At 56.0% G+C, this 23,067-nt stretch carries 25 protein-coding genes and 2 pseudogenes; 19 read left to right on the forward strand and 8 right to left on the reverse strand.

Annotated features, from left to right (window positions below; all coding sequences use genetic code 11):
* Positions 1–40 precede the first annotated feature (40 nt).
* The 3 genes from OS242_RS10640 (at position 41) to OS242_RS10650 (ending at position 2,128) form a co-directional block, all read left to right on the forward strand.
* Positions 41–235, forward strand: a complete 195-nt coding sequence (locus OS242_RS10640) for a hypothetical protein (RefSeq protein WP_267151665.1) — start codon at positions 41–43, stop codon at positions 233–235.
* On the forward strand, positions 235–1,116 hold the full coding sequence (locus OS242_RS10645; RefSeq protein ID WP_267151666.1) for an N-acetylmuramoyl-L-alanine amidase family protein: 882 nt from the start codon (positions 235–237) through the stop codon (positions 1,114–1,116). The genes OS242_RS10640 and OS242_RS10645 overlap by 1 nt, the downstream gene beginning before the upstream one ends.
* A gap of 175 nt (positions 1,117–1,291) precedes the next feature.
* Positions 1,292–2,128: an SHOCT domain-containing protein gene (locus OS242_RS10650; protein WP_267151667.1), complete on the forward strand. Its 837-nt coding sequence runs from the start codon at positions 1,292–1,294 to the stop codon at positions 2,126–2,128.
* Between the two features lie 30 nt (positions 2,129–2,158).
* On the opposite strand, the gene OS242_RS10655 is transcribed toward OS242_RS10650, so the two are convergent.
* Positions 2,159–2,386 (reverse strand): helix-turn-helix domain-containing protein, encoded by a 228-nt coding sequence (locus tag OS242_RS10655; protein WP_267151668.1) that lies wholly within the window; start codon positions 2,384–2,386, stop codon positions 2,159–2,161.
* A gap of 172 nt (positions 2,387–2,558) precedes the next feature.
* On the opposite strand from OS242_RS10655, the gene OS242_RS10660 reads away from it, so the two are divergent.
* The 3 genes from OS242_RS10660 to OS242_RS10670 all read left to right on the forward strand — a co-directional run bounded on the left by OS242_RS10660 (position 2,559) and on the right by OS242_RS10670 (position 5,589).
* Positions 2,559–2,753 carry a hypothetical protein gene (locus OS242_RS10660; RefSeq protein WP_267151669.1) on the forward strand — a complete coding sequence of 65 codons (195 nt, stop codon included), beginning with the start codon at positions 2,559–2,561 and terminating at the stop codon, positions 2,751–2,753.
* 254 nt (positions 2,754–3,007) lie between these two features.
* Positions 3,008–3,370, forward strand: a complete 363-nt coding sequence (locus OS242_RS10665; protein WP_267151670.1) for a hypothetical protein — start codon at positions 3,008–3,010, stop codon at positions 3,368–3,370.
* A gap of 149 nt (positions 3,371–3,519) precedes the next feature.
* Positions 3,520–5,589, forward strand: coding sequence for a hypothetical protein (locus OS242_RS10670; RefSeq protein WP_267151671.1), 2,070 nt, complete (start codon positions 3,520–3,522; stop codon positions 5,587–5,589).
* A 614-nt stretch (positions 5,590–6,203) separates the two neighbouring features.
* Here the strand turns inward: OS242_RS10670 and OS242_RS10675 are convergent.
* Positions 6,204–6,491 (reverse strand): YolD-like family protein, encoded by a 288-nt coding sequence (locus tag OS242_RS10675; protein WP_267151672.1) that lies wholly within the window; start codon positions 6,489–6,491, stop codon positions 6,204–6,206.
* A gap of 169 nt (positions 6,492–6,660) precedes the next feature.
* On the opposite strand from OS242_RS10675, the gene OS242_RS10680 reads away from it, so the two are divergent.
* The 6 genes and pseudogenes from OS242_RS10680 to OS242_RS10705 form a co-directional block, all read left to right on the forward strand.
* Complete coding sequence (locus OS242_RS10680) at positions 6,661–6,987, forward strand: hypothetical protein (RefSeq protein ID WP_267151673.1); 327 nt, start codon at positions 6,661–6,663, stop codon at positions 6,985–6,987.
* A gap of 24 nt (positions 6,988–7,011) precedes the next feature.
* Positions 7,012–7,656 carry a hypothetical protein gene (locus tag OS242_RS10685; RefSeq protein WP_267151674.1) on the forward strand — a complete coding sequence of 215 codons (645 nt, stop codon included), beginning with the start codon at positions 7,012–7,014 and terminating at the stop codon, positions 7,654–7,656.
* Positions 7,657–7,706: 50 nt separating this feature from the next.
* Complete coding sequence (locus OS242_RS10690; RefSeq protein ID WP_267151675.1) at positions 7,707–8,267, forward strand: hypothetical protein; 561 nt, start codon at positions 7,707–7,709, stop codon at positions 8,265–8,267.
* A complete protein-coding gene (locus OS242_RS10695) occupies positions 8,264–8,752 on the forward strand; it encodes a hypothetical protein (RefSeq protein ID WP_267151676.1) in 489 nt (162 codons plus the stop codon). The genes OS242_RS10690 and OS242_RS10695 overlap by 4 nt, the downstream gene beginning before the upstream one ends.
* 158 nt (positions 8,753–8,910) lie before the next feature.
* The gene (locus OS242_RS10700; RefSeq protein WP_267151677.1) at positions 8,911–10,542 is read left to right on the forward strand and encodes a recombinase family protein; all 1,632 of its coding nucleotides are present in this window, start codon (positions 8,911–8,913) and stop codon (positions 10,540–10,542) included.
* A 22-nt stretch (positions 10,543–10,564) separates the two neighbouring features.
* Positions 10,565–10,849: pseudogene (locus tag OS242_RS10705) on the forward strand (sigma-70 family RNA polymerase sigma factor); the annotation flags it as partial.
* Between the two features lie 69 nt (positions 10,850–10,918).
* Here OS242_RS10705 and OS242_RS10710 read toward each other — a convergent pair.
* Genes OS242_RS10710 through OS242_RS10720 form a run of 3 tightly spaced genes read right to left on the reverse strand, consistent with a single transcriptional unit; the run spans position 10,919 to position 13,278 of the window.
* Complete coding sequence (locus OS242_RS10710) at positions 10,919–11,653, reverse strand: lysophospholipid acyltransferase family protein (protein ID WP_267151678.1); 735 nt, start codon at positions 11,651–11,653, stop codon at positions 10,919–10,921.
* Positions 11,622–12,395 (reverse strand): carotenoid biosynthesis protein, encoded by a 774-nt coding sequence (locus OS242_RS10715; protein ID WP_267151679.1) that lies wholly within the window; start codon positions 12,393–12,395, stop codon positions 11,622–11,624. The genes OS242_RS10710 and OS242_RS10715 overlap by 32 nt, the downstream gene beginning before the upstream one ends.
* 4 nt (positions 12,396–12,399) lie before the next feature.
* Positions 12,400–13,278 (reverse strand): phytoene/squalene synthase family protein, encoded by an 879-nt coding sequence (locus OS242_RS10720; RefSeq protein ID WP_267151680.1) that lies wholly within the window; start codon positions 13,276–13,278, stop codon positions 12,400–12,402.
* Between the two features lie 102 nt (positions 13,279–13,380).
* Between OS242_RS10720 and OS242_RS10725 the strand changes: the two are divergent.
* The 5 genes and pseudogenes from OS242_RS10725 to OS242_RS10745 all read left to right on the forward strand — a co-directional run.
* Positions 13,381–13,767 (forward strand): annotated as a pseudogene (locus OS242_RS10725) (FAD-dependent oxidoreductase); the annotation flags it as partial.
* A 121-nt stretch (positions 13,768–13,888) separates the two neighbouring features.
* Positions 13,889–14,953, forward strand: coding sequence for a phytoene desaturase family protein (locus OS242_RS10730; protein ID WP_267151681.1), 1,065 nt, complete (start codon positions 13,889–13,891; stop codon positions 14,951–14,953).
* A gap of 105 nt (positions 14,954–15,058) precedes the next feature.
* Positions 15,059–15,499 (forward strand): NUDIX hydrolase, encoded by a 441-nt coding sequence (locus tag OS242_RS10735; protein ID WP_267151682.1) that lies wholly within the window; start codon positions 15,059–15,061, stop codon positions 15,497–15,499.
* Positions 15,500–15,513: 14 nt separating this feature from the next.
* Positions 15,514–16,173 (forward strand): haloacid dehalogenase type II, encoded by a 660-nt coding sequence (locus tag OS242_RS10740; RefSeq protein ID WP_267151683.1) that lies wholly within the window; start codon positions 15,514–15,516, stop codon positions 16,171–16,173.
* 289 nt (positions 16,174–16,462) lie between these two features.
* Positions 16,463–17,668, forward strand: coding sequence for a threonine synthase (locus tag OS242_RS10745; protein WP_267151684.1), 1,206 nt, complete (start codon positions 16,463–16,465; stop codon positions 17,666–17,668).
* 57 nt (positions 17,669–17,725) lie between these two features.
* Here OS242_RS10745 and OS242_RS10750 read toward each other — a convergent pair whose 3' ends face one another.
* Both OS242_RS10750 and OS242_RS10755 read right to left on the reverse strand, forming a co-directional pair.
* Positions 17,726–18,253: a DUF3231 family protein gene (locus OS242_RS10750; RefSeq protein ID WP_267151685.1), complete on the reverse strand. Its 528-nt coding sequence runs from the start codon at positions 18,251–18,253 to the stop codon at positions 17,726–17,728.
* Between the two features lie 67 nt (positions 18,254–18,320).
* The gene (locus OS242_RS10755; RefSeq protein WP_267151686.1) at positions 18,321–18,809 is read right to left on the reverse strand and encodes an NUDIX hydrolase; all 489 of its coding nucleotides are present in this window, start codon (positions 18,807–18,809) and stop codon (positions 18,321–18,323) included.
* 149 nt (positions 18,810–18,958) lie between these two features.
* Here OS242_RS10755 and OS242_RS10760 point away from each other — a divergent pair, with 149 nt between their 5' ends.
* A complete protein-coding gene (locus OS242_RS10760) occupies positions 18,959–20,035 on the forward strand; it encodes a DUF6687 family protein (RefSeq protein WP_267151687.1) in 1,077 nt (358 codons plus the stop codon).
* 179 nt (positions 20,036–20,214) lie between these two features.
* On the opposite strand, the gene OS242_RS10765 is transcribed toward OS242_RS10760, so the two are convergent.
* Positions 20,215–22,140, reverse strand: a complete 1,926-nt coding sequence (locus OS242_RS10765) for an LTA synthase family protein (RefSeq protein WP_267151688.1) — start codon at positions 22,138–22,140, stop codon at positions 20,215–20,217.
* A gap of 187 nt (positions 22,141–22,327) precedes the next feature.
* Between OS242_RS10765 and OS242_RS10770 the strand changes: the two genes are divergently transcribed.
* Positions 22,328–22,972 (forward strand): YdbC family protein, encoded by a 645-nt coding sequence (locus tag OS242_RS10770; protein ID WP_267151689.1) that lies wholly within the window; start codon positions 22,328–22,330, stop codon positions 22,970–22,972.
* The last annotated feature ends 95 nt before the right edge of the window (positions 22,973–23,067 follow it).

Below are 23,067 nucleotides of genomic sequence, written 5' to 3' on the forward strand. Positions count from 1 at the left end.
GCACACGCACAGGGCCTTTATCTTTGGGAGGGGAAACCTTATGAAAGAAAAACTCAAATCTCGTAAGATGTGGGCGGTGTTTGTCACCGGCCTGCTTATCGTTGCGAACGACGCGTTCCAACTTGGCATGAGTGAGGAAACCGTCAAATGGATCGGCGGACTGGCTGGCGCGTATATCCTCGGTCAATCTGGCGTAGATGCCGTTGCCAACCTGAAAGGCGGCGGTGCAAAGTAATGTCTATTCCGTTCGCAACTACAGCGCAACCCGTCATCGTCATCGACCCCGGCCACGGCGGCCGAGACCCGGGCGCATGCTCCAATGGATCTCGTGAAAAAGACATCACGCTCCACATCAGCCTTCAACTGCGCGACCTGCTCACGCGTGCCGGGTTCGTCGTCGTCATGACCCGCGAGACCGACAAGCACCTTGGCTCTGACGTATCCGCCGATCTGCGCGAACGTGCGCGGATCTCAGACGCAGCCGGTGCAATCGTGTTCTTCTCGATCCATCTCAATGCAGGCGGCGGACGCGGTGCGGAGATCTACGTCCACAAAGACGGTGGTGACATCCGCCCGTTGGCACAAAGCGTCGTCGAGAACGTTGCGACCGTCATGGGCATCCACGGGACACCGATCAAATCCAGCTCATCGGTTCGTGGTGGCGGCCTGTACGTCGTCGACCGTACCGAAGCGCGGGCCATGCTGATCGAGATCGGCTACATCGACAGCGACGACCTGCAGAAGATCCTCGATCACATCGACGAGTTCGCGCCGCTGATCGCCCGCGCCTTCTGTGAGTTTTTCGGCAAGCCGTACCGGCAGCAGGAGCCGACCCTGCCCGTCGTTGCGGTGAACGACGCGATCAAGCTGCTTGGTACGATGGCGGGTGTCGGTGATGCGGAAGCTCTGGTCGCCTTCAACTTCGCCGCCAACGCCGCCCGTCGCGCCGCTGGCCTGCCGATCACGCAAGACCTCGGCAAACCGGCACAGGAGGATGCAGGGCACGTCTGTGACATCCTCAGTAAGTTGTGGCACCTGACCAAGCGCGAAGACATCCGAGCCGTCTACAGCCACATGGCCGACGCGCTGCGTGAAGCGACCGGCATCCCGAAATAGACGAAAGCCCTCGGTGCATACCGGGGGCTTTTTGCGTTACCCCCAGAAAACACTTCGTTCAGTGAGGGAGTGTAAAGCCTTGACTTCGGTCGGTGCTTTTTTTATTTCTTGGAAGGAATCTTCGAATATAAGTAGTAAGTAAGAGTGGACTTGAAACTAGTGGGAGGACGGAATTATGTGTTTTGTACTGATTTTTGCTGTGATTGTTTTGTTCCTGTTACTTTCTTTTTTCGCCGGTATCACAGATTCGTTTTGGGCTTACCCGGTGGGGTTTGTCGCGATTGTAGGTGCACTATACGGCGATAAGTTGATTCGTCAAAAGCGCGAGGAAAACAAACAGGAACAATCATCGTCAAGAGCGGAGGATATTTTCGCGAGACAAAATTTCAAAGCGAGTCAAAAATATTATTCTGCGGACCACCACGCAGCCATCGGCGTTGATATGCAAGCAAAGAAGATTTGCATCATCACTAAACTCAGCACCATTCCGATGTACAATATCATCGACTACAAAGATTTGATGCGCGCTGAACTTGTCGAGGATGGGGTTACAATCACGCAGACGTCACGAGTCGAACAAATAGCCGGGATGGCCGTCGGGGGTCTTCTTCTGGGTGGAGCTGGCGCGATCGTCGGTGGGCTGTCGGCTGAATCCACATCCTCAAACCGTGTAAAGAAAATCGAATTGAAAATCACGGTTAATGATGTTCAATATCCTATCTACACTGTCTGTTTCCTTGATGAGATCACACCTGAAACTAAGGCTTCTCAAAAATACAAAGACGCTAGGGCTCAGGCCGAGCACTGGAATGCCCTAATCGCAGTATTCATCAAGCGTGCAGATCAAGAGGCGATGGCAACCATACCTGTTGTTGATGAGACTGCACCCACGGAGGAGCGGTCACCATCGTCTTCAATAGCAGATGAGTTAAGAAAGTTGTCCGAGTTGAAGAAGGACGGGATTATCACGCAAGAAGAATTTGAACAGCAGAAGAAAAAACTTCTTGAATAAACCAGTAACCCCGGCTCTACGCCGGGGTTTTCATTGCCAAAAATCCCTTGCACAGACATTTGTCCCTGGCACCAATCGATTCAGCGCAGCCACGATCCTCCCTGCCGTTTTCTTCTGCGGCTTGCGCTCACTGTCTTTGCACAAATCGCTTATTGTCTCCTTGTTCACACCAGACTCCTCGCAAAGATCCGTTTGTGACACCCCGTGCTTATCTATCCACTTCCCAAGTATCGATCTCGGCTTTCCAAGTCCTAACATGATTGCAGCACTCCTTCTGGTTGATCGACATCAACCATCCTGTCCAACTTTACGGAGAAATATAATTTTTTGACAATCCGTAATTTTGGACAACCAGTGCCCCATATCCTTCTACCATCACACAGCACAGTGCGCTACAGCACGACGCAGCACCGTGCGGAAGGGGTGCACGATGGCAGAGAGCCGCCAGATCGTCCGCAAGCCGGTGGAGTTCAACTTGAACAAAGAGGAAGACCGCTTGGCCTACGAATACGTCAAAAGCCTGCCCAATTTTGCAGGAACTGTAAAGGCTGGATTCGCGAACGCGCAGCGCAGGAAGATTGCCGCCGCACAGCACAGTACAGCACAACGCGGCACGGCACAGTAAGCGGAAACAAAAAAAGCCCCCGCCGACGATGGGCAGGGGCTGGCTATGTGGGTGATGGGTGGTATCACCCTATGCGTTAGTCTCGGGAAAAATGCCTGTCAGGCGAAAATGTCGACGAGAACTTTTGTCGCAGTAACTGTAACGCCGCCCCAAAACAGGATGTTTCCTGCGATCACGAGCAAAGGCATGACATCATCTCCTTTTATCGTCAAGTATGCCCGTCGAATGCAACTCTCATTCTAGGAGGATACGATATGAAAACCCAAACTCTCGATTGGAAATCGTTCATGCGCGGCGAGGTGCGCCCAAAGATGGAAGCGCCGCCGGCCGTACTCGCGACGGTGCTGGCGGCGCTGACTCTCACGCAGGCTACGTCAGCTCAAGCGGCAGTCGGCGACAAGATCGTTCATGCTTTCGATCCGCTCATCAACGTAGTGCAGTCGATAAGCTATCCGGTCTGTTTTCTTTCGATGGCTGGCGGAATGTTGCTGATAATGGTCGGCCAGCGCCATCGCGGGATCACGATGATAAAGTGGAGTGCGATCGGTTACGTCGGTATGCAGATGGTGCCGAGCATCATGGGAATCGTCGCGGACGTCGGCCGGAGCATGAAATGATTGCGCTAACCCTCACGCCTGACCGCCGCGTCTCCAACACAAACGTCGAGACATTCGCAACGTCGCTCCATGCGTTACACAAAACGCTTCTGGAACGAATAGAACGGGACGGGTGGCGAACGCACATCAGCCCGCAGAGCCATGTTGTCATGGAGTGGCATATCCGCCAGGGAGCGGCTGAGATTCGCTTGCATATGCCGAAGAACAACCGTACCGCAGTCGAGCAGGCGATCAATACTGCGTGGCCTCGAGTGACCGTTTGCGAACCCGAAGCAGATTATCTCGTCGATTGGGATGTCAAGGCGGTGACCGGCGCTAACCTCGAACTGCGCGAACACTTCATGTTCTCGCTCAACGTTGACCGTCGTTCAGTCGCGCCCATGCCGTCTATCTTCGAAACGTTGCGCCTACTACGGGATGACGAGAGAGCGCTGGTGCAGATCGTCTTCGTGCCAGCCGACGCAGATTGGCATCTCGGCGCTCAGGAGGCGTATGAGCGGCTTCGAAACGGTCAGTATCCGCAGAGAGTTGCGCTTGACGGTAAAGCCATAGCAAACGGAGCGGCACGGTTCGGGGCGAGATTCGCGCTTCATGCGTCAGCCCTTGTCGCCGAACTCATCACCGGAAAGGAAGTCGATCCTGAACCGGTTGATCCTCCGTCTCGACTGCGTTCGGAGCGGCCGATCTCTCACCACACGCAGCAGAAGACGAAGCACGGAGCTTTCGACGTTACGTTACGTTTAGTCGCTAAAGCAGAAGATTCTGGACGGAGGGACGTCATTCTTCGTGCGTTGACAACCGCATTCCGCTCGTTGGACGGCGACAACGCGTTCGAAGCAAAGACGGTGAAGGATATCTCCAAGTGGTGGCGACACGTGACGTCGAGAGAGCCTGCGCGTCTAAAATTGAACAGCGACTATCTGTCTATTCCGGAAGCAGCGCGGCTTCTGCAACTCCCGACCAGTGGGCTACAAGAAGAATTTTCGCTTAACAGTGTCAAGCACCGAGAAAGCGACCTCGTGGACGGCATCCTAAGCGAAGGCATTCCAATCGGAACGCGAACTTTCCGAGGCAAGACCGAGCCTATTTGCGTCCCTGTCGATGATCACGACGAGCTTTGCCTCCCGCGCGCCGTGATCGGTGGAATGGGTACGGGAAAGACGAAGGGGTTCGGCGGCAACTTCGGTGCTCACGCGCTCGCCAACGGCTTCTCGGTTATCTCAATTGACGTCGCCAAAGACGAACTCGGTGATGAGATCGAGGCAGGAGCGCGAAAACTAGGCGTGGACCCTCGCAAGATTCTCCGACTCAAGTTCGGCGAGCGGGCGATCAAACTCGATTGGCGCGAAGCATTGCGCGGGAAGCGTTCAGCTAACCGATTGGCTGGCGAAATGCTCAATTTCTTCAACCTGCAAGGGGCGGACTCGGGCGTCGAGACTTCGCGGTATATCCGGCTCGCAGGCAAGACAATCGGCACGCTCGGCGGCTCGCTTGGCGACGGCATTCGCCTCTTCACCGATTCGGACTACCGGAAGGCAGCGATTGATCGCCTAGAGACGACTCGTCCGGACATCGCACAGGATTGGCGTGTGTTCGACAAGCTGAGCGAAGGTATGCGCGGCAAGGTCACGGAACCCGTCCTGAACCGCCTCGACATGCTCATAGGCGACGACTATCTGCGCGAATGCCTCGAATGTAACGACGGTATTGACTTTACACCCTACCTGACTGGCGGATACTACGTCGCGATCCACGTCCCGAAAGGCGGGCTAGACGGCCTAGGTGCTGAGGCTACGGATATACTTGTTGACTTCCTCATGTCGAAGATCGAACTGGCTATGTATGCGCGTCCAGAGGAAGACCAGCAGCCGTGCTTCGTTATCTGCGATGAGCCGCACCAGTTCGCGAGTTGCGCTCCACGATGGAAACGCATGGCCGTCGAGAGTCGTAAGTGGAGGCTTGGGCTCATCTGGATGTTCCACCTATGGGATCAAGTGCCACGTAGCCTCACGGAAACGATCAAAGCCGCTGGTCCTCACTACCATGTCTACACGACGAGCAAGACGATCCTTCGTGACTTGGCAGAAGAAATCGCACCGTTTGAGTTGAACGAGGCGCTTAAGACGCCGCGTCACCATGCGATTAATGTAATGAGAGCGGGCGGGGAGACGGTCACGCCGTTCATGGCGAAGATGTCGCCTCCTCCATGCCTGTGGTGATCGCAATAGGCTTGTCAATCGGAATACGTCATGCTATGATGTTCTCAATTGATTGCGCTTCACGCGCCAAACACGCACGGCAATTTGCAAGATATGGCCCACCAAGCGGCCCGAGCCCCGGATAGTATGACACCGGGGCTTTTTTTATGTTCTCAGCCTGCCTTCCTCCAGATCGCGAAGTAGATCCACACGACGGCCAGCAAGGGGGGCAGTGGGTCGAGCTGCGCTTTTGTTTCTGGGCGCAGTACCTGGAGTGGACGGAGACGGGCAACCTGCGCACACGACGTTCAAGGACTTCCTATTTGATAAACGTCCCAAGGAGTGACGCTTTGCATCATAAAGCTCTGGGCGACGTATAATATGATCGCACCACCTATCCGTATTCAGAGGGGAGGGTGCGCAGTGAAAAAAATCAAATTTGATCGAGGGGCTTGGCTGATAATCATCGCGATCTCTCAGTTGATCGTAAATCTGGCGAGTCTGTGCTTAAAGTGAGGCACACCGATGGAGAGGATAAAACCTCTTCTCGGCCTCGATCAAAAATGAAATTAAAATACACGCGCACCGGCCGCATCAAATAACTGACCCGCCAGCACACCGCTGACGGGTCTTTGTCATCCTCCGGATACCCCAACCACATCCACAATCGCCACGCTGACCCGATCCCCATCCCGATCCAGCCCGCGCAGTTTCCCGTCCGCGACCCGCTGCGGCAACATGTCAACTTCCTCTAGCCCGGTCGGCTTGAACACCAGCAACGTCACGAGTCGCCCGCGCTCCATCGCCTCGGCCAGAGAACGGTTCAGCTCCTCCAGCGCATCCTCATCGAGTGCCGGCCGTTCGATCAACGCTTGCCTATCTTCGTGTTCCATAATTGCCCTGCGGTGTTCTGGTATGATCATCCGGTGTGACTCCCACAGCTTGTTTCCTCTTTGCATCCGTATCATCTCCTGTTGGCTTTTCTCCATAGAGTACGCGATCCGGCACGTCTCCATCAAGGGTATGCACTTTCTCGCACTCCTCAAGCCTGTCAGCAGGTGCTATACTGTGTGCACGAGAGGAGAGATGACGATGAGAAATGAGATCGAAGTTTCAACTGTCATGACCAAGTCCGAGTTTTATAATTTCCTGACTGGCCTGTCCGGAAAAACCGTCGATGTTACGGTTTCGACAGCAATTGGCGATGTGAGCTTTGATCTGACCGAAATCGTGGTCGACCCCAAATTCGAAGGAGAAGAATTGGTGGATGTTTCCCTTCTTACTGATTCGTCGGCTCATATGAGATTTGACTTTGCCGAGATCCAACGTCTGTTGAAGTCGTCGGATCACGAGGAACGAGTCTCCATCAGGGCACAGCGATCCACAGGCGAGATCACCGATTTTATTTTTGAGTTTTAAACGCTACACAAAGGAGAGATGACGATGACCCGAGATAACACGATCCCGATTCAACTCGGTCAATATGGCCCCGATCCGATCATCCAGTTCCGCTCGCGCAACGCCACCGTGCCGATCGATCCGGCGAAGATGTCGATTGCCCCGCCGCTGGCGAGATTCGTACCGACCGACCCGAGCCGCCGCCAAGAACCGCAGGGGCCGCTGATGAAGATCTTCGTTCCGACTGCTCTGCGGCCGATTGCTGAGCAACTACCGACACTCCCTGTACCGGTCGCTTTAATGCTCGGCTCTGATGTTGAACCGCGTTCGGACATCAAGCCGCCAGACCCCGCACTATTTGCCGGGCGGGAACCGCAGACGTCGAAGGCTCAGTTCCCGCCGGAGCCTGAGAGGGCGAGTGACCTGCCACCGGGCATGATTGACTTAGGGTCCGGACCGCTGGTCCAAAAGAATGCGCCTCCTATCCCGTACGTTTCCTGCGATATGGCGCTCTCGACTGCACCGCATGCCGAGCAACTTCCGACCGGCTACGAACCGATCAGCGCGCAGGAAGTGCCGCCGGGGCATTCGCAGTTTCCGCCGCAGCCGATTATGTCCGAGGTGCCGGTGGGCTTTGAACCGATCCGCGCAGAACAAGTCCCGGCCGGCTACGATCTGATCGCGGCATAAGAAAAGACCCCTGTGAGAAAGCAACATTCAAGTCGGAAGGTGGTATCATCGTGTTTCCAAATCTATCGAAGGCAATCAGCATAATAGAGCAGATCACCAGAGAATTCAATGACATAAATGAGGACCGCGACGGGCTATTGAAACGAGCTACCGAAATGTCCGCTTACCACAAGGTTATCAACAATTTGAGAAGCGGACTTGAGTTTGACAAGATATTGGAGCGATCATACCTGACGTACTCTATGAACGGGATGTTGCTACCGGAAGATATGAGAATTCGCGAACGAAGTTACTTTGAAGTGGTTGGGACACTACTGTCTCAAAGCGGCGATGAAACAATCAATGAATTATGGCTACTTAAGGATGGTACTTTTATCGAGACAGAACTCAAGCAGGGTGAGGACTGGATGAAGAGGGAAATCACCCAAAGAAATGTTGAGCCCTTTGGGGTCTGGAGCATGCACAAGATCTTGCAAACAGTGATACCGATCATGGAGAAGAAATGCAAATATCTACAGTGGCAACTCGATACACAGAGGAACCAAGTGAACTACGCAAAGGGCCGACTCGATGAACTGTTGGAAGGGGAACAGCGAGGTGAAGATCAATGATTTCGGCCAAAACACTGGAGAGAATGGAAGCACAGGTTGAAGAGGTAACACATTTCGTTAAGGAGTTTCTATCCAAGGAACGAATCAACACGAAAGAGTTGTTGGAAGTCGCTGTACAAGTATGTAAGCCAGTATTCTCATTTCATTATGAAATCGTCGTAAACTGCGAAGGTAACGTTAAGCGTCTTCTTACAGATAGTTTAGCCCATAAAAACTACGATGATGGGCATGAAATAGATCAAAGTGAACTATTTGTTACTGAGGATGGTCTATATATTGTTGTTACAACACTTTCAAATCAGCAGGAAGGGGATGCGAGATTGGTAAGTGATCCATTCGAAGTCGGATGGGCTGAAGAAGAGATAAAGCACGGTATCGAAATGCAAATTGATATTGCACTTGACGAAATAAATTCTCAAATTGGAAGGTTGGAAGAACAACTGCGCGTTCTTAGAGGAGACAGGAGTAGATTAAACCTTTACTAAACTTCATTGCTACTTTCTGCCGCAAACACTATTGGGTTTGCTGAACTCAAAGGAAAAGGACCTCCAAATGGAGGTCTTTTGTTATTCCGGAAAAGGGACAGACATAATCACGTAGAAATCATTATGTATGTATTATCTGTGGAAAGGTGATGGGTTCTATGGCTAACCGATACCGGGAAGCATATCGCGGCTTTCCGACAGACTTAGAGTCTGTCATTATGTATCTTCGGAAATCCCGTGAGGATCAGGAAGCAGAGGAGAAGGCACGTCGCGAGGGAGAGCGGTTAGATGTCTTGTCGAGGCATAGAAAAAGGTTGTTGGATCTCGCCCGTGAGTGTAATTACAACATCGTCGGGATATACGAAGAAGTTGTATCCGGCGAGTTGGTCGATGAGCGGCCTGAGATGATCAGGCTGCTTGAACGTGTCGAGTCTGGTGACATTGATGGGGTTTTGACTGTGCACATCGACCGGCTCGGACGCGGTGATTCAGCAGACCAAGGGATTATCCAAAGGGCATTCCGGGACTCTGAGACTTTGATCATTACCCCGGAAAAAGTATATGACCTCCTCGATGACAACGATGAGGAGCAGGTTGAGTTTAAAGCGTTCTTTGCTCGTCGAGAATTGAAGCGCATAACTAAACGTATGCAGGACGGTCGTGTCGACTCGGTCAAAGAGGGGAAATTCATAGGGACCTATGAACCATATGGATACACTCGGGACAGAAACGTCGGATTGAAACTGATTCCTGGCGAACGAGCTGACGTGGTTCGCATGATCTTCGACTGGTATGTTAATGAAGGCATGGGCGGGCCGACTATCGCGCAACGTTTGGAGTCGATGGGCCTACCTTCTCCCTCTAATGAAATTCGGGTCAGGTATGGAAAGCCGGTCGACCCAAAGAAAGTTTGGAAAGCGTCAACGATCAATGCGATCTTGAAGAACGAGGTGTACATCGGCCGGGTACAGTGGAGAAAGACAAAAACAGTCCGGCGCCGACAAGAGAATGGCAGGTATAAGAAAATAAAGAGTGTCGATCGAGCGAGAGAAGAATGGGTTGAACAAAAGGGGACGCATGAACCTTTGGTCACGATTGAGCAGTTTGAGAAAGCGCAGCAACTGATTGCCGAGAGGAGCAACAGGGAATACACCCAGAATCGAAAACCACAGAACCCGCTTAAGGGATTGATCATTTGTAAAATCTGTGGCACAAAGATGCAGCGGCGGCCATATGAGCGTCAGGCTCCGCACCTAATCTGCCCTACGAAGGGATGCAACCGAAGCAGCCAGTTCACCTATGTAGAGCAGAAATTATTAGATGCGTTACGAGCGTGGTACAATGAATACAAGGTGCAATACGACCTGCTTGAAAAACAGATGAAACGAGAACGAAAAAATAAAATCCCGACAAACCTGATTGATGAGGTTGAAAGAGAGATCGCAGCCACGAGGGAACAGAAGTCAAATCTTCATACGCTACTTGAACGCGGGATATACGATGCCGACACCTTCTTGGAACGCAATAAACTTCTAATGGAGGTCATCGAGAAGCTGGAGGTACAACGTAGCGTCCTGATCGAGGAGATCGAAAAGCACGAGTCGATTGAAGATGCGCGAACAAATGTCATCCCGATGGTCAGGCATGTGCTTGATGTGTACGAAGCAACCGAGGACGTGAAAGAAAGAAACAACTTGCTCAAGCAGGTTGTTGAAAGGGTAGAGTACTTTAAGGCTCCTGATTGGGTTGATGACCAATTCGAACTTAGTGTGTATCCTCGCATGGGTTGATTTGCACAGATATAATATCGGAGGTAATGAAATTACGCTGATCGACGTGCTCGGCACCGAAACGGACGAGGTGCTCGACGAGGTGCAGCTCAAGTTGGAGAAGTTGAAGATCTACAACCGGTTGCAGTTCCTCGACGAACGGGAGCAAGAGGTGATCCGCGGCCGCTTCGGCCTGCCGGACGGCGAGGAGAAGACGCAGCGTGAGATCGCGGAAGAGCTCGGGATCTCCCGCTCCTATGTGTCGCGGATCGAAAAGCGAGCGCTGACGAAACTGCTCCATGAGTTTCGGCCCAAGCGGGAGGATTGAACCGGGAAAACAGAAAAACGCCCTGTGCTCCGAAGAGGAGGCAGGGCGTTTTTTCGTGTTTCAAGCTCTTCAAGCTCGCTGAAAGACGCGGCGGTACCAGTCTCCTGTCGACAGTTTGCCGCGCAGCACGTTGCGGTAGCCGGTCGCGTCGCCGCAGAGGAGCGCTGCCCGCTGCGAGTCTAGCTGTACGGTCAAGTGCCGTTCCAGCCGCGCCGTCAGATTCTTCGCTGAGTCAGGATCGGCTGCCAGCAGGTCACGGACCGACATCGGCTCGCTGAGCGCCAGAAACGCCTCCGGGCGCTGATCTTCCAGAAAGGAGTAGTTCAGCGTCGCCAAACAGATCTTCGCGTCAGGGGGAGCGTCTCGCAACGCCAGAGCCACGCCCGGTGCAAAGTCGAGCGGGCGCACCTCCTGATGGCGGATGCGCCCTTGCGGAAACAGGCAGACCAGCGCGTTCGGGCTCTGCAGCCGGTCGGCCGTGTAGCGCAGTGAAGCGCGGATGTCGGCGGTGGAGTCGCGCCGGATGGAATAGGCGCCGAGCTTGCGGAAAAACGGGTAGGCACGCAAGCCTTTTTCCTCCATCATCACGTAGAAGTCGCGCCGCAACAAGAGTTGATTGACCTGAAAGAGGAGCAGACCGTCCCACCAGTTGGAGTGGTTGGCGATCAAAACAACCGGACCGGACGCGCCCGTCCACCGCTCCAAGCCGCGTACGTGCAGACCGGCGAACGAACGGCCGATCAGCCAGCGGTTGTAGGCAGCGAACATCGTTTCAAACCATCGCTTTTTCTCTGCCGGAATCAACAGGCTTCCTCCCTTTCAGCCAAAAGGCGAGACTCCACGGGATCAGGCCATACAGGACGGGCAGTTGGTAGCCGATCTGCAAGGACAGACAGCTGAACAGGGCGAGCACTGTGAACAGCAGCAGAAACGCGTCAGACTCCACATCTCGTGACGGTGCGTGTGACGGGACGGCATCGCTTCTATGCACCAGCAGCACGACCGCCGTGTGGAGCAGCCACGCCGTCACGAACCAGCCGCTGAAGTTGGTCCACGGGATGCCGTAGTAGCGGCCCGTTTGCTCCCAGATCCAATATCCTTTCGCAGCCGCGACCGGGTCGAGAAGCAGATCGAGCGCGACGGCAAGCGTCGCCCCCGCGACAGGCAACGGCCAGCCCCGCACAGCATGGCGCAGCGCAAAATGGGACGTCGCCACCACCATCACCCATGCCGTCCCGATGGCGACCGGCACGCCGAACACCTGCGGTCCCAGCCAGTCGGTGTAGCGGTACGCCCCGAAGAGCCGCCCGGTATGAACGCCGACTCCCTCCAGCACCATCGCGCCGAGGGCGATAGTCACCGTGACCACGATCCCTCGCAGTCGCCCGTAAGCACGTACGAAAAGGGAGGCACCGACAGCACCCGCCAGATAGAGAAAGACCGGATTGGACCAGCGCAGCCACTCCGGCATCCAGTCGACGGTGAGCAGCACCGTCCCGACGGCAAACCAGAACAGATAGAGGCGGAACAGCCAGCGTATGACCACCCCGTTAGACCGCCTTTGCATGGCTGCCCAAAAATTTCAACAGCAGCGGTTTGAGCAACTCCCGCTTTTTCACATCGCTCACGTAGACGCGCTCGGCAAACACGTCGTATTCCCGCCGGCCGATCTCGCGCAGGATCGCCCGGTACACTTCGCCTGACGCGAGCAACGGCAGGCGGGACGTCGCCGGATACAGCGAGAAACTGCGCATGCCTTCCTCGTACAACTGCTCGGCCTTCGACCCGAGCCACGCTGCCATGCGCTTCCATTCGGCTGTGGGGACTCCTCGCCTCAGCATCTCAAGCGTCACGCCAAATCGCTCCAACTCCACCTGCGGGAGATAGACCCGCCCGCGACCCAGATCTTCTGCGACGTCGCGCAGGATGTTGGTGATCTGCATCGCGATGCCGAGCTTCACCGCCTCGGCGCGCAACGCATCCCCTCCTCCCGGTGCGAGGATCGGCAGGATCATCTCCCCGACCGTGCCGGCGACCAGATAGCAGTACCGTTCCAGATCGGCCATCGTCTCCGGCTGCCGGAACGCCAGATCCTCACACTGCCCTTCGATCATCGCAAAAAACGGCGGCCACTCCATCTCATAGCGGGCAAACACATCCTCCAACGCGATCCACATCGCGCTGTGTCGCGGCCACCGAACGTTTTGCGCCGCTTCCAGGTGTGCGGTGAAGCGTGCAGCCGCCAGTCGCCGCGCGTCCAAATCGACGCTTTCCTCATCGACCACGTTGTCGATCTCGCGGCAAAACGCGTACACCGCCCAAATCGCATCCCGGCTCTCACGGGGCAAATAGGAAAAAGCCTGATAAAAACTGGACGAGTATCGCTGTGTCACCCGTTCGCAAATCGAATACGCTTGAGCCAGTTTCATGCACCCACTCCCTTTACAAATGTTATACATTTATTCTAAGATATATGTAAAACGATTGTATAGGGTCAAATGTTCAAATACATGAAAAAAGGATGGATGAGGATGAAACGAGCGGTTGTCGTAGGGGCGGGTGTCGGCGGGTTGACGACAGCGTTGCGCCTGCTGCGTCAAGGGTGGCAGGTCACTGTCTTGGAAAAGAACGCACGACCGGGCGGGCGTCTTGGGCGGATCGAGCACGGGGGTTATCGGTTTGACATCGGGCCGACGATCCTGTTGATGCCCGACGTGTTTCACCAATTGTTTGCCGACCTCGGCCGCAAACTGGAGGATTACGTCGAGATCCAGCCGCTGGAGCCGAACTACCGCCTGCACTATGCGGACGGCAGCCGCATCGACTCGACGCCGAATCTCCAGCGGATGCTCCAAGAGCTGGAGCGCGTCGCACCGCTGGACGTGGCGGGCTATCTGCGCTACCTCAAAGACATGAACAAACGCTACCGGATCGCCCGCTACGATTTTATCGAACAGCCGATGCGCTCGCCGTTTGAACTGCTCCGGCAGCCGTCGAAGATCTACAAGCTCTATCAGCTCGACACGCTCGGCAGCATGTATGACGACATTAAAAAAATACGTCAAAGACGAGCGGCTGCGCATCGCCTTGACCTTCCAAAGCCTCTACATCGGCATCGGCCCGTTCAAAGCTCCGGCGATCTACAACGTGATCGGCTATATGGAGCTCTCCTACAGCGGTGTCTGGTACTGCAAAGGCGGGTACCACGCCGTCGCCGAAGCGCTCGTGCGCCTGCTGGAAGAGATGGGCGGCGATCTGCGCCTGAACGCGGAAGTCAGTGAAGTGCTCACCGACGGCATACGAGCGGTCGGCGTGCGGCTCGCTGACGGCACGGAGATCGCAGGAGATGCGGTGATCGTCAACGCCGATTTCCCGCAAGCGGTGAAGAACCTGCTCCCGGATCACGTCCGCGGCACATACACGGAGCAAAAGCTCGACCGGATGGAGCAGTCCTGCTCCACGTTCATGCTCTACCTCGGTCTGAACCGCGACTATCGCGACGGAGATGTGCACAACGTGTATTTCTCCGGCGATTTTGCAGGCAATGTCGATGAGATCTTTCACCGCAAAGTGTTGCCGTCCGACCCGTCGCTGTACGTCCACCTGCCGCATCTGATCGACGACCGTGTCGCACCGCCCGGCAAGACGGCCCTGTACGTGCTCGTCCCGGTGCCCAACCTCACCGCCGACATCGATTGGGCGACGGAGAAGGAAGCGTTCAAACAGCGCATCTACGACAAACTGGAAGCGAACGGCTATCCCGGCCTGCGCGACGCCATCGAGTTTGAAGCGGTGTATACGCCGGAAACGTGGCAAGCCGCCTTTGCTTTGCAGGACGGGGCGGCGTTTGGCGTGGCTCCGACCTTACTCCAGTCGGCCTACTGGCGTCCGTCGCTCAAATCGGACGGAGCGGAGGGCCTGTACTTCGTCGGAGCTTCTACTCATCCGGGCGGCGGCGTGCCGATCGTGATGACGGCTGCGCGGATCTTGGAGGACATCATGAGCGAAGACTACCCGGATGCGTTCCAAAACTTGCGCACGGAGCAGACGATGACCCCGCGTCCGCCGGAGCACCGACTGCGGCCGTCTGCCATTTCACGCTAATCTGATAAAAAAATCAGCAAAGACGGACTTCCGGATGCTTTCGAAGTCCGTCTTTTTTCTGTATGATACGAGTAACGATTTTCCAATGGGGACTGGGGTGAGAGCATGACGGAACGGTTTAAGATGGCGGTCGCGGTCCACCTGTTTTTGATACGCGGCTCGCAGGTGTTGCTCTTGCGACGGTACAATACCGGGTTTGAGGACGGCAACTACAGCGTGGTGGTCGGTCACCTCGACGGCGGAGAAGATGTGATTGCCGCTGCCGTGCGCGAGGCCAAGGAAGAGGCCGGCATCGACCTGCGACGCGAGGATGTGCGCGTGGTGGGCGTCATGCACCGCAAGGCACGCGACGAGCGGGTGGACTTTTTCGTCGCGGCCGACCGCTGGTCCGGGGAGATCGTCAACTGCGAACCGGACAAATGCGACGAACTGAGTTGGCATGACCGGGAGCGACTGCCGATCAACACGATTCCGTATATCAGGCAGGCTTTGGGCAATTTTAAAGCCGGGATCTGGTTTGACATCATGGGCTTTCAGGCAGAGTAGAGGAGGACATACAGATGATCAAAGCGATCGTCTTTGACGCGTACGGCACGCTGTTTGATCTGGACACGATCACGGAGGCTTGCGATGCGCTCTATCCGGGCAAAGGCACGGACATCCACCGGATCTGGCGGGACAAGCAGTTGGAATATACGTGGCTTCGCACGTTGATGAACCGCTATGCGGATTTTGAGCAGGTGACGCGCGATGCGCTGCGCTATTCCTTGGAACATTTGGGGCTGGAGCACGACGGCGGGACGCTGGAGGAACTGGCCGGGATCTATCTGAAATTGCGCCCGCATCCGGAGGTCGAGGAGGCCTTGTACGAATTTGCCCCGCGCAAAATGTTGATCCTCTCCAACGGCACCGACCGGATGTTGCATAAAGTGTTGGGCCACTCCGGGCTGTCGCTGTTTTTCTCCGGCATACTGAGTGTGGACAACGAACAAAAATACAAGCCGCACCCGGACGTATACGGTCTGCCGGACAAGCATTTGCGCTTGCCGAAAGAGGAGATTCTCTTTGTCTCCTGCAACTCGTGGGACGTCGCCGGGGCGAAGTCGTACGGCTATCTCACCGCGTGGGTCAACCGGACGGGGGCGGCGCTGGAGCGTCTGGACGTCGAGCCGGACTATACGGTGAGCACCATTGCCGAACTGATCGATCTGCTCGATTGATCGGGTGGATGCACAAGAAAAAAATCGGCCGGGGCACAGAGCCTCGGCCGATTTTTTTCCTCTCTGCTTACCCGTGGTACGGGACCAGCAGGATGAACAGAACGAAGATGATCAGAAACACGACAGCCCATTGGGTGTAGTAACCGAAAGTACCAGCCATTAGAAATTCCCTCCCTTTGAAGTGCTACTCTCAGTACATGCAGGGCGGGTCAATTCGGTTACGGGCAAGCACCTATCGCAAGTACCGGATTGACGTGATAAAATTGATTGGAGAAGGGGGAATTGTGTCGTGCAGAATTATTTGAGCCATTTGGAATGTCCGAAATGTCATCTTACATTTGAACCGGACGCGCAGCATCACCTGTGCGAATGTGCAGCGCCGTTGCTGGTCCGTTATGATTATGAAGCGATCAAAGCCGATTTTAAAAAAGAAGACCTCGTGAATCGCGAACCTTCGCTGTGGCGGTACCGGGAGCTGTTGCCGATCCGCGATGAAAAGAACATCGTCACGCTGGGCGAGGGCATGACACCGCTGTTGCCGCTGCCGCTGGCGGGGAAGAAGATCGGCCTGTCGAACCTCTACCTCAAGGACGAAGGCGTGATCCCGACCGGCACCTTTAAAGCGCGGGGTGCGGCTGTCGGCGTGTCGCGGGCGAAGGAACTGGGCGTGGAGGTGCTGGCGATGCCGACCAACGGCAACGCAGGCGGCGCGTGGGCGACTTATGCGGCCAGAGCCGGGATCAAGTCGTACATCGTGATGCCAAAGGACGCGCCGATGATCACCCGCAACGAAGTGGCGATCGCCGGAGCGGAGTTGTACCTTGTCGACGGACTGATCTCCGACGCGGGCAAGATCGTCGGACGCGCGGTGGCCAAACACGGCTGGTATGACGCTTCGACGCTCAAAGAGCCGTACCGCATCGAAGGGAAAAAGACGATGGGGCTGGAACTGGCGGAGCAATTTGGCTGGGATGTGCCGGACGTGATCCTGTATCCGACCGGCGGCGGCGTGGGTCTGATCGGCATCTACAAAGCACTGCGCGAACTGCAGGAGATCGGCTGGATCGGCGAGAAGATGCCGCGTCTGGTGGCGGTGCAAGCAACCGGATGTGCGCCGATTGTCAAGGCGTGGGAGGAGAAAAAGGCGGCTTCCGAGTTTTGGGAGAACGCATCGACCGTGGCGTTTGGGATCACCGTTCCGAAGGCGTTGGGCGACTTCCTCGTGCTGGAGGCGATCTATAAGACGAACGGATGCGCGATTGCGGTGAATGACGACGAGATCCTCGTTGCGCAGCGGGACCTCGCGACGCTCGAAGGCGCGTTTATCTGCCCGGAAGGCGCGGCCAACTATGTGGCCGCCCGCCAGCTGCGGGAACAGGGCTGGATCGGCGCCGACGAGAAGGTCGTGTTGCTCAACACCGGCACCGGCTTGAAATACCCGGATACGGTGCAGGTCGATCCGCCGCTGTTGCAGCCGGAAGATGATTTGGAGTAGAGAGTTTTGCAGGTAAAACATGTGAAAAACACCTCTCCCAGAGATGGAGAGGTGTTTTTATTTTTTATACTCCGGCGGGACTTTGATCCAGCCGTTTTTGACCATCAGCGGTTTGAACGTGGCGCCAAACATCACTTTTTTGGTCATGATCTTCATGAAGACATAGCCGACATCGGCGCGGATGGTGTTGGTCAGATATTCAGCGGCATAGGTGATGCCTTGATTGAGATTGAAGACGACGAGGTTGGCGATCTGGGCATCGGTGGGTTTGGTACCGAATGAAGCTTCGCAAGGGCCGAGATCGGGAATCATCTCTGTCTCTTTCGGCAGGGGGACGCCTGCATCCAGAAGCAGTTTCTGCAAATCTTGGATCGCGGACAGATGCACGTCATCGCGCAGTTCTTTGAGTTTGGCTCGCAGTTCAGGGTCGCTGGCGACGTTGTAAAAGACCATTTCGGTGCGAACCGTCTCTTGCGAGGCGGCGAGAAAAGTCCAGATGTTGAACGCCTCCCCGATGTGAAGCGGCGGTTTTTCGCCGTCGAGGTAGGGGGCAAAGCTGTCTCTCATGACTTCAAACAGGTTCATGCAAGCCACCCCTTGAAAATGATTGTTTCGTTTAGAGAGTGCCCGAGAACAGGAGCGGTTTATTCATTTAGATCAATCCTTTTAATCGGGCGAGCAGCAAGCCGTGTGACAGTTCCGGTTCGGCGATGCGACCGTCGGCGATGCGGGTGAAAAGTTCCGCGACGGGGAAGCGGAGGACGCGGACGTCTTCGTCCTCGTCGAGGTCTTGGCTCTCGACGGAGAGGATCTGGTCGGTGAAGAAAAAGTGGGTGCGGCGGTTCATCATGCAGGCGTAATTGTAGCAACTGCCGAGCGGGATCAGGTCGCCGCAGACCAGGCCGGTCTCTTCGCGCAGTTCGCGCCGTGCGCCGTCTGCCGGATCTTCGCCGGGGTGCAGCCCGCCGCCGGGGATTTCGTAGGTGAGCCCGCCGACCGCTTCCCGCGTTTGGTGGGCGATGACCACCTGCCCCTCGTGCAAGGCAAGGATGGCGGTGTATTCCGGCTGCGGCTGGTGCAGGTACAGCGAGCCGGTGTCGGTGATGTGGACTTGGTATTTGTCGTTTTCGTAGACGATCATGAGGGAGTCTCCTTTTTGGTAGGTTCTAGGAAGAGGACGGATGAGAACGGAATTGGTTACAGAACTTTTTATACAAATATGTATTGAAAGTTCTTTCCGTTGGAAATATAATGAAGTCATCAAACGATTCGGCAAAGGGAGTGTCTGTGATGATTTCGCAATTTTTCGTACTTGGCAGTCAGCAGGAGCGGCCGGTGAGTCGCCGCACCATTTTTGCGGACGGTTCGGCCGACAAGACGTTTCGTGAGGAGATCGATCTGGAACTGAGCCATTGGGTGCCGAACCGCACGCCGGAGCGCTATCAGGCGAATACGTCGACGGAGATCTGTTTGAATTTTGTCGCGCATCGTCCGGCCGGGGAATGGGACCTCGCGATCAACAATCACTTTGATGTCGACGGCATCCTCTCCGTGTTCTCGCTCGTCCATGCGGAGTATGCGCTCCAGCATCGCGACATCCTCGTGCAAGCGGCGGAGATGGGCGATTTCTGGGCGTGGGGGGAGCGTCCGGCACAGATTTTGTTTCAAGGGTTGACCCTGTTTTACAATCGGCTCCGTGCGGATCAGACAGATGCTCGCGAGATCTATGAGCAGAGTTTCAAGCTCGTGATTGACCTGATCGAACGGGGGATCGAGGCAGAGCCGGCTGTCAAGGAAGGTCTGGATGCGCTGGCACGCTCCGTCGAACGGGTGGTAGCGGGTGAGATCGAGCGTACCGTGTATCACGACCGCTTTGTGATGTACCGCATCCCGCGTCATCTCGCGGAGGCCGACCTCGGCAAAGCGTTGCACATACCGACTTTCAATGCACCGCTGGCAGACGACATGTGGCTGCATCCGCAAGCGCGTCATCGCGACGATCTGGAAAAGATGCACTTGGTCGCTGTCGAGACGGCAGACGGCTGGCAGTATGACCTGCACGTCCCCGGTTACATGTGGGCCGACACCCTGCAGGCATGGCGGGCACCCGGCTTTGCGTTCAGCGGGAGCACGAACGGGCATTATTACGGATTCCTCGAATTGGAGCAGGCGGTCGCGGACTTGCAAGCATGGGAAACGGGCAATGGGGAGTGGACGCTCGCCGCGCAACTGTCGCCGTTTGCGTCGATCAAAGGGCGGAACTACCCGGTGATTCTGTCGGTGATCGGCGGAGAGGCGTCGACCGTCAGTCGATTGCAACCGGAAGCGGTGGCAGAACGCTTGGCCGATGTCTTCCTTTCTCGGTAAAGAAGAGGGAAACAGTCGATCAGAGGTGTTTGAGTATGGATGAGCGGGTGGAGCGTTTGTCGATCTCGTTGAAGATAAGGGAGACGGCTCTCAAAAGGGAGTGCATCGGCGGCGCAGAGGTTCGTTTGGCTACGGGCTTTGGTCAACATAGAAAGGAGCCGTCTCATCACGGCTCCGTTTTATTTTCCGAGCAATCGGGGAAGTGAGTTTTGCTCCAGGATCAGGTCGCTCATCTGCCAGTCCCACTTGGCTTTTTTATAGACCGGCGCGCACCGGTCGAGCGGCAGTTCGGCTCCGGTACGGCGTTGTCGGCAGGTGCCGTGGGCAAAGAGGCCGTCTTTGCCGGCGTGGTAAAAGAGGTCCTCGGTGAAGAACGTTCCCGGCTCGGTGTGGTTGCGAAACGCGGCGTGGCCGGTTTTTGCGTTCAGCAGGTCTTGGCCGAAATAAAACATCCGCTCCCGTTCGATCCCGAGCAGGTTGGCGACGGTGGGCAGGAGGTCCATCTGTCCGGCGGTAATGTGCGAGACGCCTGCGTGTTCGCCTTTGGGAAAATGGATCAACAGCGGAACTTTGCGCATCTCCAGGCGCAGTTGGTCATCGAAGGGCTTGGTGATCCCTTTCAAGCGGGCCATCTCCGCTTCATCCGGCCCTTTTGCGTGGTGGTCGCCGTAGATGACGAGCAACGAGCGATCCAGCAGCCCGTCCCGTTTGAGACCGGTCAGAAATTCTCCGAGGGCGCGGTCGGCATAGTGCTGGACATGGACGTATTTGCGCAGAATCTTGCTGGAGGACGACTCCGGGATCGTCAGTTCCTTTTTGTCGTCCGGGAGGGTGTAGGGCCAGTGGCCGGTCAAGGAAACAAAGAAGGAAAAGAACGGTTGCTTCATTTCCCGGAGCAAGGGCAGGGACTGGCGGTACATCGAGCCGTCGGAGAGTCCCATGCCGATCGACTCGTCGACCCGAAACGTGGAGGCGTTGTAAAACCGGTCAAATCCTTCGTTCGGGTACATCTGGTTGCGCTGGAAATAGGTCGGGATATAGTTGTGAAACGCCGCCGTTTGATAGCCCTTGTCGCGCAACAGTTTCGGGAGCGACCGGAGGGCGTTTTGATGTTTGTCGTTGTAGGTGATCCCGGCCGCCTGCGGGAACAGCGAATTTAACGTCATGAATTCTGCGTCGGACGTGTTGCCGTCGCCGACCTGCGGGTGATAGTCGTCAAAGTAGAGGCTTTCTTTGACCAGTTGATTGAGATGGGGCGTGATCTCTTGGTCGCCGATCTTGGTGTTTAGGAGGTAGCTTTGGAACGCTTCGAGTTGGATCAGGATCAGATTTTGTCCTTGGGCCGCGCCGTGCAGGTAGGGGGCATTGCTGTTGCGTTTGACTTTCATATACGTTTTCAGCACGGCGACGTCGTTGGACGTCAGGATCGCGGGCTTGCTCTCCAGCATGTGGTAGAGGTCGGCGACGTGATAATTGATCAGCCCGAGCCGGCGCAGGACGGTGTCGTTGCCGTACAGATCGCGAAAGGCGGAGGAGCCGCCCGTCTCTGCCACCGCGCCGTACTGAGCGGCGAGGACGCAGGCACTGCCGACGAACACCGCGGTCGCTTGTCGGAACCGAGCGGTCCACGGGAGGTGAGAGTCGGCGACCGGTTCCGACCGGTGACGGCGTCTGCGTCGCAGGGCCAGCGGGACCAGCAGGAGAAAATCGGCGTAGAGCAGGAACTCTTTTTTCGTAAACAGGGCGAGGACGCTGTCCGCCACGCCGCCGATCTGTCCGGCCTGGCGGACGACGACCAGCGGGATGACATGTTCGAAGTAGTTAAAAAACAGCGAATCGGCCAGCAACGCCGTGGTCAAGAGCAGGTCAAAGCAGACCAGACCGAGCATCCGCCTCTGTCTTGGCAACAGCAGGAGACAGGAGGAGAGCAGAAACAGGGAAGCCAGCGTGGCGACGAGCATGAACGGCGAGGCGTACCCGCTGCCAAATCCGAGCGAGAGGCAGGTGACTTTGATCAGCAGCAAAAGGTTGAGGCAGACGATCTCGCGGTGCGCCTTGATCCACTTCAAGGCGCGCGCCGGCGAGAACAGGGGCAAGGGGTTCATGGCGATGCGGCTCCTTTCTGAGGCAGTTTCTGTTAGGGTGAGCGGTATTTTTCAGGTCATGCAGAGCTTGTGACAACTGGCAGGATGTTCCTGTTTCGATGTAAATGGCGAAAGGGAATTCATCTGATGATGTCGAATGTTTATTTACAAGTGTAAACGGCGGATTGACAGTTGGGAGGGCTCGAAGATGATCGTGAAATGGATAACCTGCGCGGTGCCGGAGGAGGAGCGCACCGCATTTGCCAAGGCGCAAAGCGAATGGTCAGCGCTGGCGTCGGTGGCTGGATTTGGCGGGCAGGTCGGCGGCTGGAACCTGCGCGACCCGCACCAAGCCTGCATCCTCGCCTTGTGGCGGGATGCGGACGAGTACCGCCGTTTCATGGCGGAGGAGCACGACCGCATCGTGGAGCGGAGCGAGCAGGGACGCACGTACTCGTCGATTGCGGTCTCGCTGTTTGAGAGCGTGATCGAGATCCCCGGCAGCGAACGGACGATACAGGAGGCGCTGTCGAGCGGGCGCGTGCTCCGCGTCGCCGACTGCCGGATCGGGGCAGGCAGGGAGCCGAGTTTTTATGCCGTGCAGCGCGAGATCTGGAATCCAGCCATGCTGGCCACGTCAGGGCAACTCGGCGGGCTGGTCAGCCGCGAACGGCTGACGGAGGGGGAGTCGCAACGCCACCTCGTCACCTCGTTCTGGACCCACGCAGCCGCTCACGACGACTATGTCGCCAAACGGGAGAGCGCCCTGCGCAAACAGGCGCAGATCGAGCGCGACGTGGAGGAGATGCGCTCGACGTTGATTTTGTTGGAGCCGTCGTGGAGGGTGGGGTGAATTTTAGAAGAAATAACCTAGTATGGATAAGTCGCGCGATGTTTTTTTTTGTTTTGTGACTAAAAAGTGAATGAAGTAACATTGTGATAAGTTTT

This window comes from Tumebacillus lacus (assembly GCF_026410385.1).
GTDB classification, from domain to species: Bacteria; Bacillota; Bacilli; order Tumebacillales; family Tumebacillaceae; genus Tumebacillus; species Tumebacillus lacus.

Bases quoted from the DNA above. Each gene is read 5' to 3' on its own strand.
- OS242_RS10735 (WP_267151682.1), top strand. From the start codon at position 15,059: ATGACGGAACGGTTTAAGATGGCGGTCGCGGTCCACCTGTTTTTGATA.
- OS242_RS10730 (WP_267151681.1), top strand. From the start codon at position 13,889: ATGACGACATTAAAAAAATACGTCAAAGACGAGCGGCTGCGCATCGCC.
- OS242_RS10685 (WP_267151674.1), top strand. From the start codon at position 7,012: ATGACCCGAGATAACACGATCCCGATTCAACTCGGTCAATATGGCCCC.
- OS242_RS10760 (WP_267151687.1), top strand. From the start codon at position 18,959: ATGATTTCGCAATTTTTCGTACTTGGCAGTCAGCAGGAGCGGCCGGTG.
- OS242_RS10765 (WP_267151688.1), bottom strand. From the start codon at position 22,140: ATGAACCCCTTGCCCCTGTTCTCGCCGGCGCGCGCCTTGAAGTGGATC.
- OS242_RS10770 (WP_267151689.1), top strand. From the start codon at position 22,328: ATGATCGTGAAATGGATAACCTGCGCGGTGCCGGAGGAGGAGCGCACC.
- OS242_RS10665 (WP_267151670.1), top strand. From the start codon at position 3,008: ATGAAAACCCAAACTCTCGATTGGAAATCGTTCATGCGCGGCGAGGTG.
- OS242_RS10695 (WP_267151676.1), top strand. From the start codon at position 8,264: ATGATTTCGGCCAAAACACTGGAGAGAATGGAAGCACAGGTTGAAGAG.
- OS242_RS10645 (WP_267151666.1), top strand. From the start codon at position 235: ATGTCTATTCCGTTCGCAACTACAGCGCAACCCGTCATCGTCATCGAC.
- OS242_RS10650 (WP_267151667.1), top strand. From the start codon at position 1,292: ATGTGTTTTGTACTGATTTTTGCTGTGATTGTTTTGTTCCTGTTACTT.
- OS242_RS10640 (WP_267151665.1), top strand. From the start codon at position 41: ATGAAAGAAAAACTCAAATCTCGTAAGATGTGGGCGGTGTTTGTCACC.
- OS242_RS10750 (WP_267151685.1), bottom strand. From the start codon at position 18,253: ATGAACCTGTTTGAAGTCATGAGAGACAGCTTTGCCCCCTACCTCGAC.
- OS242_RS10660 (WP_267151669.1), top strand. From the start codon at position 2,559: ATGGCAGAGAGCCGCCAGATCGTCCGCAAGCCGGTGGAGTTCAACTTG.
- OS242_RS10655 (WP_267151668.1), bottom strand. From the start codon at position 2,386: ATGTTAGGACTTGGAAAGCCGAGATCGATACTTGGGAAGTGGATAGAT.
- OS242_RS10700 (WP_267151677.1), top strand. From the start codon at position 8,911: ATGGCTAACCGATACCGGGAAGCATATCGCGGCTTTCCGACAGACTTA.
- OS242_RS10680 (WP_267151673.1), top strand. From the start codon at position 6,661: ATGAGAAATGAGATCGAAGTTTCAACTGTCATGACCAAGTCCGAGTTT.
- OS242_RS10755 (WP_267151686.1), bottom strand. From the start codon at position 18,809: ATGATCGTCTACGAAAACGACAAATACCAAGTCCACATCACCGACACC.
- OS242_RS10740 (WP_267151683.1), top strand. From the start codon at position 15,514: ATGATCAAAGCGATCGTCTTTGACGCGTACGGCACGCTGTTTGATCTG.
- OS242_RS10675 (WP_267151672.1), bottom strand. From the start codon at position 6,491: ATGATCATACCAGAACACCGCAGGGCAATTATGGAACACGAAGATAGG.
- OS242_RS10670 (WP_267151671.1), top strand. From the start codon at position 3,520: ATGGAGTGGCATATCCGCCAGGGAGCGGCTGAGATTCGCTTGCATATG.
- OS242_RS10720 (WP_267151680.1), bottom strand. From the start codon at position 13,278: ATGAAACTGGCTCAAGCGTATTCGATTTGCGAACGGGTGACACAGCGA.